The following is a 20448-nucleotide window of genomic DNA, read 5'->3' as shown; positions in this document are numbered from 1 at the left end:
CGATTATCGGGCTTTTTTTTATTACTTCGCCAGCCCCAGACGGGGGATTTCAATCGCCGGGCAGCAGTCCATCACCACGTTCAAACCAGCCTCGCGAGCCAGCACAGCAGCCTGCTCGTTAATAACCCCTAACTGCATCCACAGCGTTTTCGCGCCGATAGCGATGGCCTCTTGCGCCACTTCCCACGCCGCCTCAGAATTGCGGAAAACATCAACCATATCCACTTTCTCAGGTACGTCGTTTAGGGTGGCGTATCCTTGCTGGCCCAGTAAGCTTTTACCGGCCACCTTCGGTGACACCGGGATAACGTGATAACCCTGATCGAGAAGGTATTTCATGACCCGATAGCTTGGACGATCCGGTTTATCGCTCGCGCCCACCAGCGCAATGGTGCGCGTGGAGGTCAAAATCTCGGCAATATCGTTCTCTCTCATGGTTTGTCTCCTGGTTTTTTTCAAAGTGTACGCCAAAGCGCACATCTCAACCATCCATCCCATACAGATGTATGAGGGCAAAACCGTGAAATATGTCTATATGTTAGTAAAGATGATTTTCGAAAGATTTAGATACATTAATGCAACATCAGTATTTCTGACAGGAGCCTTCTATGAAAACCGGAATTGCCACTGCTGTGATTGCATTAGTGATGCCGGTTTGCGTCTTTGCGACCACGCTCCGGCTCTCTACCGACATTGATCTGCTGGTTCTGGACGGAAAAAAAGTCTCCAGCTCATTATTACGCGGCGCAGACAGCATCGAGCTAGATAACGGGCCTCATCAGCTGGTCTTCCGGGTAGAAAAGTCGATCGGCCTTGCTAATCATGAACAACGGATGTACATCTCCCCGCCGCTGATCGTCAGTTTTAATACCCGTCAAATCAGTCAGGTGAACATCACCCTGCCCCGCCTTGAAACGGAGAAAGAGTCTGCGGCCTTTGACACCTCGCCACGCGTTGAGCTGCTGGATGGCGATGCGATGCCCATTCCGGTGAAGCTTGATATTCTGGCGTTGACAACATCCCCTAAAGGGCCGGATTATGAGGCCGCAACCCAGACCTATAACAAAGCAGGTAAACGCGCATCGCTTCCCCAGTTTGCCACTATGATGGCAGACGACAGTACGCTGTTATCCGGTGTATCTGAACTGGATGTCATTCCTCCTCAGTCCCAAACCCTGACGGAACAACGCCTTAAATTCTGGTTCCAGCAGGCCGATCCGGATACGCGAGCCCGCTTTTTACAATGGGCGAAGCAACAACCTTCATCATAAGCCACATTTTTTTCGCCTTTCTCTTGCAGCGTCAGACAGTTCCCGTCATCGTGTAGCCAGTTAACCTGATGGATACGATTATGGAACTGACAACACGCACGCTACCTGAACGCAAACACATTGCGCTGGTTGCGCACGACCACTGTAAACAAATGCTGCTTAACTGGGTTCGCCGCCATCAGTCTTTGCTGGAAAAGCACACCCTCTCGGCGACCGGTACAACCGGTAACCTGATCCAGCGCGAAACGGGTCTTGAGGTCAATGCCATGCTGAGCGGCCCGATGGGTGGCGATCAGCAGGTAGGTGCCCAGATTTCTGAGGGGAAAATTGATGTGCTGATTTTCTTCTGGGATCCGCTGAATGCGGTTCCGCATGACCCGGACGTGAAGGCACTGCTGCGCCTTGCCACCGTCTGGAATATTCCAGTGGCGACTAACCTTTCAACGGCGGATTTTATCATCGAATCGCCGCAGTTTAACTCGCCGGTTGATATCCTTATTCCGGACTATCAGCGTTATCTGTCTGAAAGATTAAAGTAAATTTTAAGCCGGGTGGCGGCTACGCCTTACCCGGCTCACAAAAACAAGCCTGGCGACGTTACGGCTTGCGCACCACCGGCACATCAATATTCTTCAGAATATCAACAAACACCGACGGCTCTTCTTTATTGAACAGCAGCCACACGCGGTGACGCGCGCGGGTGATGGCCACATACAGCAAACGCCGCTCTTCGGCATCCGGAAAATCTTCCGGCATCGGCAGTAAAGCCTGCTCCATGACTGACTCACGAGCCGGAGCCGGAAAACCGTCGCTACCGTCTTTCAGCCCTATAACAATCACATAGTCGGCCTGCTGGCCTTTACTGGCGTGGATCGTCATAAATTCAAGCTGCAGTTTCGGCCAGCGCGTGGCCGCTTTCTCCAGCGCTGCGGGTTTCAGATGATGGTAGCGGGCCAGCACCAGAATACGTTCATCGGGCTTCGCATAGCCGCTGAGCTTGTCCAGTAGCGGTTCAAGTTGGTCATCCGCCAGCAGGGTGACCGCTTTTTTATCTCCTGGCCGCAGGCTATTAAGCGGCTTGGCCAGCTGATGCGGGTTCTGCTGGATAAAGCGATTGGCGATTTCACCAATACGGGAATTGAAGCGGTAGGTGGTATCCAGATCGCTACGATCGCCTTCGCCAAAATAGTGATGAAACGCGGTGGTTAGCGAAAGCTGCGCGCCGCTAAAGCGGTAGATGGCTTGCCAGTCATCCCCTACGGCAAACAGAGAGGTATGTTTATTTTGCGCCCGTAACGCCGAAAGCAATGCTGCGCGTTGCGGTGAGATATCCTGGAATTCATCCACCAGAATATGTTTCCACGGGCTGACAAAGCGCCCCTTCTGAAGAAGGATAATGGCCTGATGGATAAGGCCAGAGAAATCGACAGCATTTTCCGCCTTCAGAGCAGTTTTCCAGGCTTTTAGCATCGGAGCCATCAGTTTAACCCGCTTTGAAAACAGATCGCGGATCTCCTCCGGCGCACTTTCAATCATTTCAGCCTGCGATCCGCCGTGCATTCGCATCAGGCTTACCCAGCGGTCAAGTCTCGAGCCCAGTCGACGCGCCAGTTTTTCATCCTGCCAGAAACTGCCCTCAGGCACCTCCCAGTTGAGTTCTTCCTCCAGCCACTGACGCCATCCTTTCGCCTGCGCCTTTTTCTCACTGCACTGCTGGCGCCATGTTTTGATAAACAAAGCCTGACGCGCCTGCGTGTCGTTTTCGAGTTTACTCACTGCAGGCACTTTTTTGCTGCCCTGCTGAATGATGTACAACGCCAGAGCATGGAAGGTTCTGGCCGTAATATCCCGGGTGTGCAGGCGCTCCTGGATACGCTCGTCCATCTCCTCGGCAGCTTTGCGGCCAAAAGCCAGAAGCAGAATTTGTTCAGCGACGGCTTCCCCGGTTGTCAGCAGCCAGCCCGCGCGCGCCACCAGCACCGATGTTTTACCGCTCCCGGCCCCTGCGAGCACCAGCAAGGACTGCTCACCATTAACCACCGCGCGCGCCTGGGCCGGGTTGAGCGGAGAAGACTCCACCGTACTGAAAAAGTCGGCGTATTGGGTGAGCATGGCGTCCGTCCAGGCCTGATTATGGGCGAGCCGGCTTTTATCCTTATCATTCAGCCAGGCCTGGCACTGACGCCAGGCATCGCGGCAATTGTCGAACTCATCGAGACGCGTCACGGATACCGGCAGCGCGGAGAGCGCCTGCCTGATTTTTTGCTGTAACCCGGCGGTCTGCTGGCGGGTAAGCCATGTTTGCTGCGCGTTGCTTTGCGCAATATCATCCAGCACCTGCTGCAGTACCTGGGCGGCAATCACGCTCATGTCCTGGCTCCACTGCTGCCAGAGCGCGTTCAGATGATGATGGAAACGCTGGGTCTCCACCCACTCGGTGCCGTGAAGACGCACGACTTTATCGTCAGGCAGAACGAACTCCAGTTCCCCCCACACCAGCCCACGTTTGCAGTGGATAGCCAGAAGTTGATTAAACGGAATAAGGTATTCATGGCGTTCTCCGGAGACTTTCACCCCGGCATTGAGGAGAACAACCCTGTCATAGGGGTGTTGCGCCAGGCGTTTGCCTAATGAAGTTGCTTTCAGTTCCATGTCCCGCCAAATCCACAAAGAGATAATTTACCTGACAGTTTAACTGCCAGTTTTAAGGTGCTCCAGCCTAAAAAAACGTTACAATCATTAGGCGTTAATTTTATCGAAAGGAAGTGAGGATTTATGCGTACCGTTCTGAATGTGTTGAATTTTGTACTGGGGGGTTTTGCCACCACCCTTTCCTGGCTTTTTGCCACGCTGGTGAGCATCGTCCTGATTTTCACACTCCCTCTGACCCGCTCATGCTGGGAAATCACCAAACTATCCTTCATCCCGTATGGAAATGAAGCCATCCACGTTGACGAGCTGAATCCCGAGAGCAAAAACGCGTTGATGAATACGGGCGGCACCCTGCTCAACATTCTGTGGCTGATATTCTTCGGCTGGTGGCTGTGCATCATGCATATTTTTGCGGGTATTGCCCAGTGCATCACGATTATTGGTATTCCGGTCGGGATCGCGAACTTTAAAATCGCCGCGATCGCCCTTTGGCCCGTCGGGCGCAGGGTTGTTCCGGTTGAAGTGGCTCAGGCAGCACGTGAAGCAAACGCTCGTCGTCGTTTTCAGTAAATAAGGACTGGCCGCGCTTATGCTAAGCCCACTGCTTCGCCGTTATACCTGGAACAGCACCTGGCTTTATAACGTCAGGATTTTTATCGCGCTTTGCGGCACGGTAGCTCTGCCGTGGTGGTTGAATGATGTCAAGCTCACCATTCCGCTCACGCTGGGGGTGGTTGCGGGGGCGCTGGCGGATCTGGACGATCGTCTGGCCGGACGTTTGCGTAACCTGGTGATTACGCTGGTCTGTTTTTTTATTGCGTCCGCTTCCGTTGAGTTGCTCTTTCCGTGGCCCTGGCTGTTTGCCCTGGGTCTTACGCTCTCAACCAGTGGCTTTATTTTGCTGGGCGGCCTTGGGCAGCGCTATGCCACCATCGCGTTTGGTGCATTGCTGATCGCCATTTACACCATGCTGGGCGTTTCCCTGTACGACCAGTGGTACCAGCAGCCGGTTCTGCTGTTGCTGGGTGCCATCTGGTATAACCTGCTAACGCTAACCGGTCATCTGATCTTCCCGGTACGCCCTCTGCAGGATAACCTTGCCCGCAGCTATGAACAGTTAGCTCACTATCTGGAGCTAAAATCCCGGCTTTTCGACCCGGATATCGAGGAAGAAAGCCAGGCCCCGCTCTACGATCTGGCTCTGGCAAACGGCCAACTGGTTGCCACCCTTAACCAGACCAAAGCGTCACTGCTTACCCGTCTGCGCGGCGATCGCGGCCAGCGTGGGACGCGAAGAACCTTACACTACTACTTTGCCGCCCAGGATATACATGAGCGTGCCAGCTCCTCGCATGTTCAGTATGCCGCCCTGCGAGAAAAGTTTCGGTACAGCGACGTGATGTTCCGCTTCCAGCGTCTGCTGTCCATGCAGTCCCAGGCATGCCAGCAGCTCGCACGCTCTATTCTGCTGCGCACGCCTTATCAACATGACCCCCGTTTTGAACGTGTGTTTAGCCATCTTGATGCGGCAATTGACCGCGTTCAGGCCAGCGGGACGTCACCGGAACATATTAAAGCGCTGGGATATCTGCTGAATAACCTGCGGGCGATAGATGCTCAACTGGCGACCATTGAGTCAGAACAGGCGATGGCGCTACCCGGGAGTGATGCGGAAAATCAGCTTGCGGATGACAGCGTCCACAGCTTTAGCGATATGTGGCTGCGGCTGAGCCGAAACTTTACCCCAGAGTCGGCTCTCTTCCGTCACGCGGTGAGAATGTCGCTGGTATTGTGCGTCGGTTATGCCTTTATCCAGATAACCGGGTTGCAACATGGCTACTGGATCCTGCTGACCAGCCTGTTCGTTTGCCAGCCGAACTACAATGCCACCCGGCACCGCCTTGCGCTGCGTATTCTCGGCACGCTGGTCGGCGTCGCCATTGGGCTGCCGGTCCTCTATTTCGTGCCGTCCATTGAAGGCCAACTGATCCTGATCGTGATCACCGGTGTGTTGTTCTTCGCCTTTCGCAATGTGCAGTACGCCCATGCCACCATGTTCATCACGCTGCTGGTTCTGCTCTGCTTTAACCTGCTGGGTGAAGGGTTTGAAGTCGCGCTGCCCCGCGTGATTGACACCCTGATTGGCTGTGCGATCGCCTGGGCGGCTGTCAGCTTTATCTGGCCAGACTGGCGTTTCCGTAATTTGCCACGCGTGTTAGACAGGGCTATGAATGCCAACTGCCGGTATCTTGATGCCATCCTTGAACAATACCATCAGGGCCGCGATAACCGTCTGGCTTACCGGATCGCACGCCGGGATGCGCACAACAGCGATGCTGAACTAGCCTCGGTTGTCTCTAATATGTCAACAGAGCCTCGTGCCACCGCAGAGATTCGTGAGACAGCGTTCCGCCTGCTCTGTCTGAATCATACCTTTACCAGCTATATTTCTACGCTGGGTGCCCACCGTGAGAAACTCACCAACCCGGGTATCCTCGCCTTGCTGGATGACGCAGTCTGTTATGTCGACGACGCACTTCATCACCGGCCAGCGGATGAACCCCGTGTTCAACAGGCTCTGGATGAACTGGCTCAACGTATTGCCCATCTGGATCCCGGAAACGACAGCAAAGCGCCACTGGTTCTTCAGCAAATTGGTCTGCTTATCGCTCTGCTGCCAGAAATTTGCCGACTGCAACAGCAAATCGCTACCTGGAGGAGTGATTCTCCTGTGGCTCAGGCAGCGCATTAAACCACTCCGTCAGCTCCCGGCGTATTCCCGCCGGGAGTGCCGCTTCATGAAGTCCCTCAATGGCACCTTCCAGCGCGAAAAGCACTTTAATACTGAGTGCTTTATTTTTTGCCCGCATCTTCAGCCAGCTCGCTTTCGCACCCAGCGTCCGAAGCGTTTCTTCATCGGTAATACCCGCTTCAAAAAGCAAGACTTCAAGCTGAAACGTCAGGTTCGGGAGATCCTTAAGCCGATTTCGTTGATGACGCTGAGAGCGTTCTTTTCTTGCCGCTCTCAGTGCGAACGAGGAGAGCTGAAGCAGCCGCTCTCTGTCCTGCCACAATCCGTCATCCACGCGATAATAGTTCAGAAGCACCGGACGCCCCCGTTTCATGAGTGTCAAAAACGAGGCGGCATTCTTTACACAGTATTTCGCACTTTCCTCACAGGCGCGGAGGTAGAGTTCTCCCTCTGACACCATGGCAAAGACCGCATCATCCACTGCCAGGGTATAGCCTCCAAACAGTGCCCGATGTTGAATGTCCCCCAGCGGAGACAGATATTCCTGGGATTTATAGATCCGTTCATAAGATATCTTTTTCATGATATTTCCTTATAAATCAAAAATTAACAACGATGTTTCTTACTAGCGGATCCGTTAGCAGGAAAATAGGCAACTTATCGCTGTTGGGCAAGATGATTTTTCAAGGGGCATCAATATTGAATGAATTTTGCGAGTCGCTTTCCGAAAATGAGGTTGATCTTTATGCATACAGGGGTTACTGTATATCCATACAGTAACTACAGGGCTGGAATGAATATGCACACTTCAGGCTATGCAAATCGCTCAACCTTTCTCTCTTCTACCGCTGGCAACGTTGCGCAGAGCACCGTCGGCAGTGCTTCGACAGGGCTTATTAGCGAAGTGGTTTATCGTGAGGACCAGCCTCTGTTAACTCAACTGCTGCTGCTGCCGTTATTACAACAGCTTGGACAGCAGTCCCGCTGGCAGCTTTGGCTGACGCCACAGCAAAAACTGAGCCGGGAATGGGTTCAGTCCGCTGGCCTTCCGCTGGCAAAGGTCATGCAAATTAATCAACTCTCGCCGTGTGATACCGTTGAGTCGATGATCCGCGCATTACGCACGGGAAATTACAGTGTGGTGATTGGATGGTTACCGGAAGAATTGACGGAAGAGGAACATTTTCGTCTGACTGAAGCGGCTGAAGAAGGTAATGCGATCGGGTTTATCATGCGCCCGGTTCATCCAGATTCTTATCGCAGAGGACAACTTTCTGGGCTAAAAATTCACTCAAATTTGTATCATTGAGTGAAATTAAGATTTTTCCTGGAATTTTTTTTGACCACAAGATGTGCTTTTAGTTCCCGGCCTCAAAATTGCGGCAAGGCTTGTCTGGTGCGGTTCTCCTTAATTTTATTGCACAAAATTCGCGCAAAAAATGTTAAATAATAGGTATACGGAACTTTTTTTTTCATATGCCTGACGGACTTCACACTTGTAAGTTTTCAGCTACGTTGTAGACTTTACATCGCCAGGGGTGCTCGGCCTAAGCCGAAGATATCGGTAGATTTATATTTGACCACGCCCCCCGGTGAAGGATTTAACCGTGATTCTCTCCAGAGACTTTCATGGCGAATTTTGGATGATAACGAGGCGCAAAAAATGAAAAAGACAGCTATCGCGATTGCAGTGGCACTGGCTGGCTTCGCTACCGTAGCGCAGGCCGCTCCGAAAGATAATACCTGGTATGCAGGTGGTAAACTGGGTTGGTCTCAGTTCCACGACACCGGCTGGTACAACAGCAAACTGAACAACGATGGCCCGACTCACGAGAGCCAGCTTGGTGCAGGTGCGTTCGGTGGCTATCAGGTTAACCCGTATGTTGGTTTTGAAATGGGTTACGACTGGTTAGGTCGTATGCCATACAAAGGCGACACCGTAAACGGCGCTTTCAAAGCACAGGGCGTTCAGCTGACCGCTAAACTGGGTTACCCAGTAACTGACGATCTGGACGTGTACACCCGTCTGGGCGGCATGGTATGGCGCGCTGACTCCAGCAACAACCAGATTGGCAGCGACCATGACACCGGTGTTTCCCCAGTATTCGCTGGTGGCGTTGAGTGGGCTATGACCCGTGACATCGCTACCCGTCTGGAATATCAGTGGGTTAACAACATCGGCGACGCTGGCACCGTTGGTGTTCGTCCAGACAACGGCATGCTGAGCGTAGGTGTTTCCTACCGTTTCGGCCAGCAGGAAGAAGCAGCACCAGTTGTTGCTCCAGCGCCGGCTCCAGCTCCAGAAGTACAGACCAAACACTTCACTCTGAAGTCTGACGTTCTGTTCAACTTCAACAAAGCAACTCTGAAACCAGAAGGCCAGCAGGCACTGGATCAGCTGTACTCTCAGCTGAGCAACCTGGATCCTAAAGATGGTTCTGTAGTGGTTCTGGGCTTCACCGACCGTATCGGTTCTGACGCTTACAACCAGAAACTGTCTGAGAAACGTGCTCAGTCTGTTGTTGATTACCTGATCTCTAAAGGTATCCCAGCTAACAAGATCTCCCCACGTGGTATGGGCAAATCTAACCCAGTTACTGGCAACACCTGTGACAACGTGAAAGCTCGCCCTGCACTGATCGACTGCCTGGCTCCAGATCGTCGCGTTGAGATCGAAGTTAAAGGCATCAAAGACGTTGTAACTCAGCCAGCGGCATAAGTTATCGTCTTATAAAAAAACCCCGCAATGCGGGGTTTTTTATTATCTGAAGAAAACAAAAGTCTATTTTTTGCCCAACAATGCCTGAAGGTCGTTCTTCAACGTCGACATCTGGTTGGCGTACTTCTCTTTATGCTCCGCATCCTCAATCAATTGCACAATCGTTTCCGACAGCGTTTTACCACGCCGTTGTGCCAGCCCCGCCAGGCGCTGCCAGACCACGAACTCAAGGTCGATTGATTTTTTGCGAGTGTGTTGATGCTCCGCATTAAAATGTCGTTTGCGTCGCGCGCGGATAGTTTGCTTCATTCGGTTCAACAACGCAGGATTGATGTGCTTCTCAATCCAGCCGTTAACCTGTACCGGTTCATTTTCGAGGGTCAGCAAAATATCCACGGCTTCTTGCGCAGCGCTGGCTTCGATGTAGCAGGTGATCAACTCCCCTTCACGGTGCTTTTTGACCAGGTACTTCCATTTCCAGCCGCTTTCGAGATTTTCCAGTTGTTGATATTTCATTGCGATCTCAGTGTTACCACGTAACTCTGTTCAGAATATCAGTTTTTTAGCAATCTGCTGAAAAGAAATCATATATGTGAGTGAATGCAGGCAATCCCCCTGTCGAAATCCCCAATCCTGCTTGGGTAGTCCCCCTCGCTTACGGTATACTCCACGCTTTTACATCTGACTAAAAAACATCAACTTTGACCATTACGAAACTTGCATGGCGTGACCTTGTTCCGGATACCGAGAGCTATCAGGAACTGTTTGCACAGCCAGATCTCGCAAAAGAACACGAATTCATCCTTAGCGATACGCAACCACGTTTGCATTATGCGCTGGAGCAGGTGTTAAGCCCATGGGCAACGGCGCCTTTCATGTTGCTTAAAGCCCCGGAAGAAGCGGAGTACCTGACGCTTGTCGGGGACGCCATGCGCCAGTTGCAGTCGGAAACGAATGCCCTCTTTGGCGGCGAATATCGTATCGCGGGACATGATGTCACTTTCGAACCGGCAGTTCAGGCGGATGGCCGTTTTGCCGCTAAAGGCGAAGTGATTACCGCTAACTGGGTCGAGGCGGAACAACTCTTTGGTTGTCTGCGCCAGTTTAATGGTGAACTTTCGCTGCAACCGGGGTTGGTACATCGCGCAAATGGCGGTGTACTTATCATCTCACTGCGTACCCTACTCTCGCAGCCGCTGTTGTGGATGCGTCTGAAAACGATTGTGAACCAGCAACGTTTTGACTGGGTCGGCTACGATGAGTCCCGTCCTCTGCCTGTCTCTGTTCCCTCTATGCCTCTGTCGTTGACCGTCGTGCTGACGGGTGACCGCGAATCTCTGGCAGACTTCCAGGAGATGGAACCGGAACTGGCTGAGCAGGCGGTCTACAGCGAGTACGAAGACAACATCCAGATTGCCGATGCCGACGATATGGCGCAGTGGTGCCAGTGGGTAATGGCTGTAGCTGAACGCTTTTCGCTGCCAACACCTGCGGCTGACGCGTGGCCAGGCTTGATTCGCGAAGCGGTGCGATATACCGGTGACCAGGAAACGCTGCCCCTCTGTCCGCTCTGGATCGGCAAACAGCTGCGTGAAGTGGGGGTGATCAGCGGTAACGGTGCGTTCACCGGAGAACAGCTCACACAGATGCTGGCTCAGCGTGAGTGGCGAGAAGGCTATCTTGCTGACCGTATGCAGGATGAAATTCTGCTGGAACAAATTCTGGTCGAGACAGAAGGCGAACGCGTCGGACAGATTAACGCCCTGTCGGTGATTGAATTTCCGGGCCATCCTCGCGCAATCGGCGAACCGTCCCGTATCAGCTGCGTTGTCCATATTGGCGATGGTGAGTTCACCGATATCGAACGGAAAGCCGAGCTGGGCGGAAACATTCACGCGAAAGGCATGATGATCATGCAGGCGTTTTTGATGTCAGAGCTGCAGCTCGAGCAACAGATCCCCTTCTCCGCCTCGCTGACGTTTGAGCAGTCCTACAGCGAAGTCGATGGTGATAGCGCCTCTATGGCAGAACTGTGCGCCCTAATCAGCGCCCTGGCCGAAGTGCCCATCAATCAGAACATCGCGATCACCGGCTCGGTGGACCAATTCGGTCGTGCCCAGCCAGTGGGAGGCCTCAATGAAAAAATTGAAGGCTTCTTCTCTATCTGTCAGCAGCGCGGTTTAAATGGCAAACAGGGTGTGATTATTCCTGCTCCCAATGCACGCCATTTGAGCCTCAGTCAGGATATTCTGGATGCGGTGGAGCAAGAGCAATTCGCCATCTGGGCCATCGAAGGGATTGAGGATGCACTACCCTTACTGACAAACCTGATATGGGATGGCGAAGGGCAAACCAACCTGATGCAGACTATTCAGGAGCGTATTGCTCAGGCGACACAGCAGGATGCTCGTCATCGTTATCCATGGCCGTTACGCTGGTTAGGCTGGTTTGGTTCGAACTGATCGGACTTGTTCAGCGTACACGTGTTAGCTATCCTGCGTCCTTCACTAAAATAAGGCTTACTGAGAACATGGTAGATAAACGCGAATCCTATACAAAAGAAGATCTTCTTGCCTCTGGTCGCGGTGAACTGTTTGGTGCGAAAGGCCCACAGTTACCGGCCCCGAACATGCTGATGATGGACCGTGTCGTGAAAATGACCGAAACCGGCGGCAACTTCGATAAGGGTTACGTAGAAGCAGAACTCGATATCAACCCGGATCTGTGGTTCTTCGGTTGCCACTTTATTGGCGATCCGGTAATGCCTGGCTGTCTGGGCCTGGATGCAATGTGGCAGCTGGTTGGCTTCTATCTGGGCTGGCTGGGTGGCGAAGGTAAAGGCCGCGCACTGGGTGTTGGCGAAGTGAAATTCACCGGTCAGGTTCTGCCTACTGCGAAGAAAGTGACCTATCGTATTCACTTCAAACGCATTGTTAACCGTCGCCTGATTATGGGCCTGGCGGATGGCGAAGTGCTGGTCGATGGTCGCCTGATCTATAGCGCGAGCGACCTGAAAGTGGGTCTGTTCCAGGACACTTCCGCGTTCTGATATTGCTTTTCGCAATCTCAAAAAGGCGAAACCTCCGCATTGCGGAGGTTTCTTTTTTTAAAGAGACGTTATCAGGCTATGAGTGCCCTGTCGCCGATGGCTTCTCGCCAGCCTCCAAGCCATTGTGACCTTTGGTTTATCGTCTGATAAGGACACATTTCTTTAGAACGTCCAGCGATGCCGGCCTGATAACCACGTTGATGAGCCCGTTCCAGGCGATCTCGTTTCTGTCTCTTCATGCCTCGTTTCCCTCATTCTTTTGTCTGGTGGAAAGAAAACAGTGTCTGCACAAATGCACAGGCACAGATAACGAATACCCCGAATTAGTCGCAGCGTCAATGTTCAAAATTCATACGGGTGTCATATTTGTGAGCTAGCTGGAAGATCATTTGTACAAAAATTGTGACCCGGCACAAGTAACAACCTGAAGTGAAAACGAAAAAAAAACCGCAATCAGTGGCAGACCGATTGCGGTTTTTGACGATGAATTTTACTTATGGCAGCCGGGAAATTTCCCTGGCGATACTGGCCGACTCCTGTGCCCAACCCTGAGCCAGGACTTTCACCATTTCGTCATAGCCATCTTTCTGCTGCTTCAGCTCCAGATGGAAAGGACGCTTAATCAGCTGCCCCTGATGATTCAGCAGCCACTCACCGCTGATCACCACCGCACCGTCATAACGGCCGTGGAAGCCTGTTACGGTGACGTTCAGCGTATCTTGATCGTTACCCAGCGGCTGCGAAGCGACAACCCAGCCCGGAAGCTGGCTGCCCAGATTGGCCACCAGCGTGTTGCGCAGTTGCTGATCCAGCGGGCTGGCCCACAGGTTGTTTGTCGCAATCACGTATTTCACATCGCTGGTTTGGTAGACCACACCGTTACCTGCCAGATAATCTGGCACGGCAACCTGCTCAACCCAGAGCTGACGATTTCCCTGACTGGCCGTACTTTGCCCGCTATTCTGCGTACTAACAGGCAACTGGTAGTAGCTTTTATTCTCTACACCTGAACTGCACGCCGTTAATAGCAGAGCGCCAACCATCAATAGCCACTTATTCATTCTTTTGCCCTCTTAGGCTCAGGATCCTTTTTATCTTTCGCTTCGAACACCAGCGCGTTGCTCTTCTCATTGAGCGTCTTCAGAACAGGCTGCAGTTCACGTAAGACCTGATCAAGGCGCTGCATATCAGCCACCATCTTGTTGTAAGCCGCAGAACCAGGCTGGAAGCCCTGCATACTGCGGTTCAGCTCACGCAACGTTTTCTGCATATCCTGCGGCAGTTGCTGCATGCTCTGGCTCGCTGTGATCTTGTTGATGTTATCCAGCGTGGTTTGCAGACGGCGCATCGTTGCCTGGCTCTCGCTCAGAGAGTTTGTCGCGGCTTCAATCATCGGATTCAGTGGCAGATTGTTAATCTTATCCAGCGTTTCCATCAGGCGCTGCTGGATCTGCGCCAGGCCGCTGCTCACCGTTGGGATAATCTTGTAGCCACCGAATTCACGGATACCGGTAATCGGCGGAGCTTTCGGGTAGAAGTCCATATCCACATACAGAGCACCTGTCACCAGGTTACCGGTTTTCAGCGACCCGCGCAGACCGCGTTCCATCAGTTGAGAGATGTGCGTGCCAATATCCTGATTTTCGCCAATCTGATTGACCAGACGCTCTGGCTCAATGCGGATCAGCACCGGGATGCGGTAATCATCATCCAGCACCTGCTGAAGTCCCGGAACGAAGAACGGAACTTGCCCAACCGTACCAAGACGAATGCCGCGGAACTCAACCGGTGCACCCGGCTGCAGGCCGCGGACGGAATCTTTGAAGAACATCAGGAAATCAACGTGGCTGGTATACAGCGCATCCTGGATGCTTTTTTGATCGTCAAAGAGTCTGAAAGCCGTGTTTTCTGTAACCGGCTGCCCCAAATCCAGGCCTTCCGGTACGTCAAAACTCACGCCACCGCCAAACAGCGTGGTCAGAGACCCCATTTCAACGCGCATACCCGCAGAGGTCAGATCCACCGCGATCCCGCTGTCTTTCCAGAAACGGACGTTACTGGTGACCAGCCGATCGTTCGGTGCATTGATAAACAGTTGATAGCTGATCGCGCGTTTCTGCGGATCAAAGGTACTTTTCTCAACCGACCCGACGCGATAACCGCGGAACAGCACGGGATCGCCCGCCGTAAGCTGACCCGCTTTTTTACTGTCGAGGATCACGCGGATACCCTTGGCATCAGGCGGCGCAAGCGGTGGTGAATCCAGAAGCTGGTATTTTCCCGGCTGGCTACCCTTCGTACCGGGCTGCAGTTCAATATAGGCCCCGGAGAGCAGCGTCCCTAAACCGCTAATCCCTTCACGTCCTACCTGAGGCTTAACCACCCAGAAAACGGAATCGCCATGCAGCAGTTTTTCCATGCCAGCATTAAGGCGCGCCTTAATTTCCACATGGGTTAAATCATCGGTCAGGGTTGCGCTTTCAACCACACCCACATCCACGCTGCGGCTCTTGATGGTCGTTTTACCGCCCTCAATCCCCTCGGCATTGGTGGTAATCAGCGTCACTTCCGGCCCCTGATGGCTGTAGTGATAAAACAGGATCCATGCCCCGATCAGCGCCGTCACGATGGGGAAAATCCACACCGGTGACCAGTTCTTGACCTTCTGCACTTTCGCCTCTCCACTCTTATTTTCCATGCTCTTACTCTTCCTCATGGCTTGATTCAGGCTCACGATCCCACGATAAACGAGGGTCGAAGGTCATGGCCGCAAACATAGTCATAATCACGACCAGTGCAAACATTAAAGCCCCCATCGCGGGATAAATACTCATCAATCCGCCCATCCGCACCAGTGCAGAGAGAACGGCAATAACAAACACGTCAATCATTGACCAGCGTCCGACAAACTCGACCACTTCATAAATCAGGTGCATGCGTTCGCTGTCGCGTTTACCGTGACCTTTCGCATCCCAACAGAGCCAGGCGATCGCGATCATTTTCAGGGTTGGCACCATAATACTGGCGATAAAGATTACACCGGCAACCGGATACGAACCTTCACCCCACAGCAATATCACCCCGGCCAGGATCGTCGAGGGCATTTTGTCGCCCAGCAGATCGGTGATCATAATCGGCAAGATATTAGCTGGCAGATACAGCATGACAGAGGTCACCAGTAGTGCCATCGTCCACTGCAGGCTGTTTTTACGCCGCACGTGCCCTTTGGTTTCGCAGCGCGGACAAACGTCGAGATCGGCGGGCAGCACGGCGGTACAGCACGGACACGAACGTAGCCCCTGACGAATACCGGGCACCCCGACCTTTACCGTCTGCGCAAGCGTCGGCGCTGGTGCGATATCGTCCCACGCCCAGCGCCTGTCCACACACTGGAAGGCGCGCAGCTGCAGGACGCAGTACAGACACCAGGGGATAAAGCTGCTGCCAATCCCCACGTCGCCATACGCCATCAGCTTCACGAAACTGACCAGAATCCCCGCCAGAAAGATCTCGGCCATCCCCCAGCTTTTAAGCTGAAAAAGGATACGCGCGAGTTTGATTTTCAGTGACGACGGCATCCTGACACGGTTCACCAGCAGCAGGATAACGACCAGGCAAAAAGCCGGGACTATCTGGACGAAGAGCAGAAAAAAGGTGCCGAGGCTGGCGTAATCTTCTGAGAACATCACGCCCGGGATTTCGAGCAAATCGACCTGGCTGGTAATTCCGCCCACCTTCATATAGATGAACGGGAAGAGATTGGAGAGCAGCAGCATGAATAATGCTGCCAGAGCGTAAGCAGTGGGACGCTGCCGCGGTGCGTCCCACTCGGTTGTCAACGTTGCGCCGCAACGTGGACACAGCGCTTTATGTCCGTGACCAAGCTCTGGCAACGCCACGAGCATGTCGCATTGCGAGCATAATATATGCCTGTCGGCATGGTGCTGGTCACACATATGTTATCCCTGTTTATGCGCCGTTTTTCAGAGACTCAAGGTACTCCCAGCGCTCAAATGCTTCTTCCAGGGCCTTTTCAGCCGCGGACAGTTCAGCCAGTATTTTCTGAGTATAGTCGTGCGATTGGGTAAAGAATGTCGCATCAGCAACCTGAGCTTGCAGATTTTCAAGCGCGGCCTCCAGCTCTTCCAGACGCTGAGGTAGCCCCTCCAGTTCGCGCTGCAGGTTATAGCTTAGTTTAGCCGAGCTTTTCTTGACAGTTTCTGCTTTTGTTACAGCAGGTTCAGAACTTATTTTGGACTTTGACTGTTTCTGCGCCAGAGACTGCGACTGCTGCCCTTTTGCATCGTGATAACCGCCGACATACTGACCAATTCGCCCTTCACCTTCGAAGATCCAGCACTCGGTCACGGTGTTATCCACGAATTGACGATCGTGGCTAACCAGCATCACCGTCCCCTGATAACCGTCGATCAGTTCCTCCAGCAATTCCAGGGTTTCGACATCCAGGTCGTTCGTAGGTTCATCGAGAATCAACAGGTTACTTGGCTTCAGGAACAGACGTGCCAGCAGAAGACGATTGCGCTCACCGCCTGACAGCGCGCGTACCGGCGTCATCGCACGTTTCGGATGGAACAGGAAGTCCTGCAGGTAGCCCAGCACATGGCGCGGCTTGCCGTTTACCATCACCTCTTGCTTACCTTCAGCGAGGTTATCCATCACCGTTCTGTCCGGATCCAGCTCTGCGCGGTGCTGATCGAAGTAGGCCACTTCAAGCTTGGTGCCGCAGTGGATACGACCGCTGTCAGCCTGCAATTGACCCAGCATCAGTTTCAACAGCGTGGTTTTGCCGCAACCGTTCGGACCAATCAGTGCAATTTTGTCCCCACGCTGAACCTGTGCCGAGAAGTCTTTCACCAGCACTTTACCGTCGACCTGATAGTTAACGTTTTCCATTTCGAAGACAATCTTGCCGGAACGGGACGCCTCTTCCACCTGCATTTTGGCGCTGCCCATCACTTCTCGGCGCTCGCTACGCTCACGGCGCATCGCCTTCAGCGCACGAACGCGACCTTCGTTACGTGTACGACGGGCTTTGATGCCCTGACGGATCCAGACTTCTTCCTGTGCCAGCTTGCGGTCGAACTCCGCATTCTGCAGCTCTTCCACGCGCAGGTTTTCTTCTTTTTCCAGCAGATAGGTATCGTAATCGCCAGGATAGGTCACCAGCTTACCGCGATCGAGATCGACAATGCGCGTCGCCATATTGCGAATAAACGAACGGTCGTGAGAGATAAAGATGATGGTGCCACTGAAGGTTTTCAGGAACCCTTCCAGCCAGTCAATCGCTTCGATATCCAGGTGGTTCGTCGGTTCGTCCAGCAGCAGCACCTTCGGTCCGCTGACCAGCGCACGACCCAGTGCCGCTTTACGCAGCCAGCCGCCGGAGAGCGCTGACAGCTCCATATCGGCTTCCAGACCGAGCTGTGCCAGCACTTCATTAATACGGTTTTCCAGCTGCCACAGACCGTGGTGATCGAGCATCTCCTGCACTTTCGCCAGTTCGTTGAGGTTCTTATCGCTCGGGTCAGTCATCACCAGATGTGAAATCTCGTGATAACGCTTCAGGTATTCAGCCTGCTCAGAAATACCTTCAGCCACGAAATCGTAAACGCTGCCGGTCACATGACGCGGCGGGTCCTGCTGCAGGCGAGAAACGATAAGATCCTGCTCGTAAACAATACGCCCGTCATCCAGACCCTGTTCACGGTTGAGGATTTTCATCAACGTGGATTTGCCCGCGCCATTACGGCCCACCAGACAGACACGCTCGTTATCTTCGATGTGCAGTTCTGCATTATCGAGAAGCGGTGAGTCGCTGAAAGAGAGCCACGCGCCGTGCATACTAATTAAAGACATTTATTTTTCCTTTCAGGCCGCGGTAATCAACCAGCAGTTATGGATTTGACGGTTACGGGCGAAATCCTGAGACAGCGTTTTTTGGCTGATTTCTTGTGCTTTCAGTCCCAGGGCTGCTAAGCCGTCATGATCCATACGGAAGCCGCGTTTGTTGTTCGAGAACATAATCGTGCCGCCTCTACGCAGCAGGCGCTTCAGGTCGGTCATCAGGCGCAGGTGATCGCGCTGCACATCAAAGCTATCTTCCATACGCTTGGAGTTAGAGAAGGTCGGCGGATCGATAAAGATCAGATCGAACTGCTCGTCGGTATCACGCAGCCAACCCAGCACGTCGGCCTGCATCAGGCGATGCTGACGCCCAGTTAAACCGTTAAGGCGCAGGTTGCGCTCCGCCCACTCCAGATAGGTGCGGGACATATCCACCGTGGTCGTGCTCCGCGCGCCGCCCAGACCCGCATGCACGCTGGCGCTGCCGGTATAGGAGAACAGGTTGAGGAAATCTTTGCCCTTGCTCATCTGTCCGAGCATGCGGCGGGCGATACGGTGGTCAAGGAACAGACCGGTATCAAGGTAGTCAGTCAGGTTAACCCACAGACGAGCGTTGTACTCGCCCACTTCAATGAAGTCGCCCTTTTCACCCATTTTCTGATACTGGTTTTTGCCTTTCTGACGTTCGCGGGTTTTCAGCACCAGCTTGTTTGGCGCAATACCCAGCACGGCGATGGTTGCCGCAATGACGTCCAGCATACGCTGACGCGCTTTTTGCGCATCAATGGTTTTCGGTGGCGCGTATTCCTGAATCACCACCCAGTCCGCATAGCGGTCTACCGCCACGTTGTATTCCGGCAGATCGGCATCGTACAGGCGGTAGCATTCAATACCTTCCTGCTTCGCCCATTTCTCGAATTTCTTCAGATTCTTGCGCAGACGGTTGGCGTAATCTTCCGCCACGCCCGACGGTTTGCTGTCCGCCGCTTTCTCAGCCAGATGGTAGTTCTTCTGCACGCAGTCCAGCGGGCCGTTTTTCGCCTTAAACTGGCGATCGGCACGCAGCTGCAGGCAACTCAGCAATTCAGGTGAAGCACTGAACAGGGAGAGATTCCAGCCGCCAAAGTAATCTTTCATATTGCGGCCCAACAGGCTGTGCAGGGCAATCAGCGCCGGTTCGCTGTCCAGACGCTCACCGTATGGCGGGTTACTGATAACGGTACCGTACGGACCTTTTGGCAACGGGTTGGTCAGGTTCGCCACGTCTTTCACCTCGAAGGTGACCAGCTCGCCGATACCGGCGCGACGGGCGTTGCTGCGGGCACGTTCAATGACGCGCGGGTCGCTGTCCGAACCATAGAAATGGGAGGTATATTCCGCCAGGCCCTTACGCGCACGGGTCTGCGCATCATCTTTGACCTCTTTCCACAGTGCTTCATCGTGCTGTGCCCAGCCCTTGAAGCCCCAGTGACCACGGTGCAGGCCTGGGGCACGGTCGGTGGCCAGCATGGCAGCTTCAATCAGCAATGTACCAGAACCACACATCGGGTCCAGCAGCGGGGTACCCGGCAGCCAGCCAGAGCGCATCACAATGGCTGCGGCAAGGGTTTCTTTGATTGGTGCCATACCGGTACGATCGCGGTAGCCGCGCAGGTGGAGGCCTGCGCCGCTCAGATCCAGAGAGATGCTCGCGGTGTCGCCGTTCAGCCAGACGTTAATACGCAGATCCGGATTTTCGCGATCGACGTTTGGACGTTCCTTATTTTTACGGGTGAAGCAATCAACAATGGCGTCTTTAACGCGCAGGGCACCGTACTGGCTGTTGCGGATCTCATCATTCACGCCGTTGAAATGCACCGCAAAGGTGGCATTCGGAGTGAAGATCTCTGTCCAGTCGATCATCTGTACGCCGGTATAGAGGTCAAGGTCGCTATAGACCTTGCACTCTTTCATCGGCAGCATGATGCGCGACGCCAGACGGCTCCACATCAGGCTCTGGTAAATAAGCCGCGTGTCGCCCTCAAAATGGACACCACCCTGAACTACCTGGCACTCTTGCGCGCCCAGGGCTTCCAGTTCAGTTTTTAACAGCTCTTCCAGCCCACGGGCCGTACTGGCAAACAGAGAATTCATATCGTCA

General features: G+C 53.4%; 18 protein-coding genes. 8 read left to right on the top strand and 10 right to left on the bottom strand.

Annotation, left to right across the window (positions count from 1 at the left end):
• Positions 1-21: 21 nt before the first annotated feature.
• Complete coding sequence (locus LCD46_07430; GenBank protein UOY72138.1) at positions 22-435, bottom strand: CoA-binding protein; 414 nt, start codon at positions 433-435, stop codon at positions 22-24.
• A gap of 173 nt (positions 436-608) precedes the next feature.
• On the opposite strand from LCD46_07430, the gene LCD46_07425 reads away from it, so the two are divergent.
• Positions 609-1271 (top strand): DUF2057 family protein, encoded by a 663-nt coding sequence (locus LCD46_07425; GenBank protein ID UOY72137.1) that lies wholly within the window; start codon positions 609-611, stop codon positions 1269-1271.
• An 80-nt stretch (positions 1272-1351) separates the two neighbouring features.
• Positions 1352-1810: a methylglyoxal synthase gene (gene mgsA, locus LCD46_07420; GenBank protein UOY72136.1), complete on the top strand. Its 459-nt coding sequence runs from the start codon at positions 1352-1354 to the stop codon at positions 1808-1810.
• A gap of 58 nt (positions 1811-1868) precedes the next feature.
• Here mgsA and helD read toward each other — a convergent pair whose 3' ends face one another.
• The gene (gene helD / locus LCD46_07415) at positions 1869-3923 is read right to left on the bottom strand and encodes a DNA helicase IV (GenBank protein ID UOY72135.1); all 2055 of its coding nucleotides are present in this window, start codon (positions 3921-3923) and stop codon (positions 1869-1871) included.
• Positions 3924-4046: 123 nt separating this feature from the next.
• Here helD and LCD46_07410 point away from each other — a divergent pair, with 123 nt between their 5' ends.
• Both LCD46_07410 and yccS read left to right on the top strand, forming a co-directional pair.
• The gene (locus tag LCD46_07410; protein UOY72134.1) at positions 4047-4493 is read left to right on the top strand and encodes a YccF domain-containing protein; all 447 of its coding nucleotides are present in this window, start codon (positions 4047-4049) and stop codon (positions 4491-4493) included.
• A gap of 19 nt (positions 4494-4512) precedes the next feature.
• A complete protein-coding gene (gene yccS / locus LCD46_07405) occupies positions 4513-6675 on the top strand; it encodes a TIGR01666 family membrane protein (GenBank protein ID UOY72133.1) in 2163 nt (720 codons plus the stop codon).
• Here yccS and LCD46_07400 read toward each other — a convergent pair.
• The gene (locus LCD46_07400) at positions 6632-7258 is read right to left on the bottom strand and encodes a TfoX/Sxy family DNA transformation protein (protein UOY72132.1); all 627 of its coding nucleotides are present in this window, start codon (positions 7256-7258) and stop codon (positions 6632-6634) included. The genes yccS and LCD46_07400 overlap by 44 nt on opposite strands.
• 216 nt (positions 7259-7474) lie before the next feature.
• Here LCD46_07400 and sulA point away from each other — a divergent pair, with 216 nt between their 5' ends.
• A complete protein-coding gene (gene sulA, locus LCD46_07395) occupies positions 7475-7984 on the top strand; it encodes a cell division inhibitor SulA (GenBank protein UOY72908.1) in 510 nt (169 codons plus the stop codon).
• Positions 7985-8338: 354 nt separating this feature from the next.
• Complete coding sequence (gene ompA, locus LCD46_07390; protein UOY72131.1) at positions 8339-9394, top strand: porin OmpA; 1056 nt, start codon at positions 8339-8341, stop codon at positions 9392-9394.
• 63 nt (positions 9395-9457) lie between these two features.
• On the opposite strand, the gene matP is transcribed toward ompA, so the two are convergent.
• Positions 9458-9910, bottom strand: coding sequence for a macrodomain Ter protein MatP (matP, locus tag LCD46_07385; protein ID UOY72130.1), 453 nt, complete (start codon positions 9908-9910; stop codon positions 9458-9460).
• 185 nt (positions 9911-10095) lie between these two features.
• Here matP and LCD46_07380 point away from each other — a divergent pair, with 185 nt between their 5' ends.
• Together LCD46_07380 and fabA are read left to right on the top strand one after the other, a co-directional pair.
• A complete protein-coding gene (locus LCD46_07380; protein ID UOY72129.1) occupies positions 10096-11856 on the top strand; it encodes a Lon protease family protein in 1761 nt (586 codons plus the stop codon).
• Positions 11857-11924: 68 nt separating this feature from the next.
• Positions 11925-12443, top strand: a complete 519-nt coding sequence (gene fabA, locus LCD46_07375; protein UOY72128.1) for a 3-hydroxyacyl-[acyl-carrier-protein] dehydratase FabA — start codon at positions 11925-11927, stop codon at positions 12441-12443.
• Positions 12444-12514: 71 nt separating this feature from the next.
• Here the strand turns inward: fabA and rmf are convergent, their stop codons facing one another.
• The 6 genes from rmf to rlmKL all read right to left on the bottom strand — a co-directional run bounded on the left by rmf (position 12515) and on the right by rlmKL (position 20441).
• The gene (gene rmf, locus LCD46_07370; protein ID UOY72127.1) at positions 12515-12682 is read right to left on the bottom strand and encodes a ribosome modulation factor; all 168 of its coding nucleotides are present in this window, start codon (positions 12680-12682) and stop codon (positions 12515-12517) included.
• A gap of 255 nt (positions 12683-12937) precedes the next feature.
• Positions 12938-13504 (bottom strand): membrane integrity-associated transporter subunit PqiC, encoded by a 567-nt coding sequence (gene pqiC / locus LCD46_07365; protein ID UOY72126.1) that lies wholly within the window; start codon positions 13502-13504, stop codon positions 12938-12940.
• A complete protein-coding gene (gene pqiB / locus LCD46_07360; protein ID UOY72125.1) occupies positions 13501-15141 on the bottom strand; it encodes an intermembrane transport protein PqiB in 1641 nt (546 codons plus the stop codon). Before pqiB ends, pqiC begins: the two co-directional genes overlap by 4 nt.
• Positions 15142-15145: 4 nt before the next feature.
• The gene (gene pqiA, locus LCD46_07355; protein UOY72124.1) at positions 15146-16399 is read right to left on the bottom strand and encodes a membrane integrity-associated transporter subunit PqiA; all 1254 of its coding nucleotides are present in this window, start codon (positions 16397-16399) and stop codon (positions 15146-15148) included.
• Positions 16400-16412: 13 nt separating this feature from the next.
• Entirely contained in the window at positions 16413-18320 is a 1908-nt protein-coding gene (locus tag LCD46_07350) for an ABC transporter ATP-binding protein (protein ID UOY72123.1), read from the bottom strand.
• 12 nt (positions 18321-18332) lie between these two features.
• The gene (rlmKL, locus tag LCD46_07345; protein UOY72122.1) at positions 18333-20441 is read right to left on the bottom strand and encodes a bifunctional 23S rRNA (guanine(2069)-N(7))-methyltransferase RlmK/23S rRNA (guanine(2445)-N(2))-methyltransferase RlmL; all 2109 of its coding nucleotides are present in this window, start codon (positions 20439-20441) and stop codon (positions 18333-18335) included.
• Positions 20442-20448 lie beyond the last annotated feature (7 nt).

The organism is Enterobacter ludwigii, assembly GCA_023023105.1.
Classification (GTDB): domain Bacteria; phylum Pseudomonadota; class Gammaproteobacteria; order Enterobacterales; family Enterobacteriaceae; genus Enterobacter; species Enterobacter adelaidei.
This window is presented reverse-complemented; position numbering and strand designations above follow the sequence as displayed.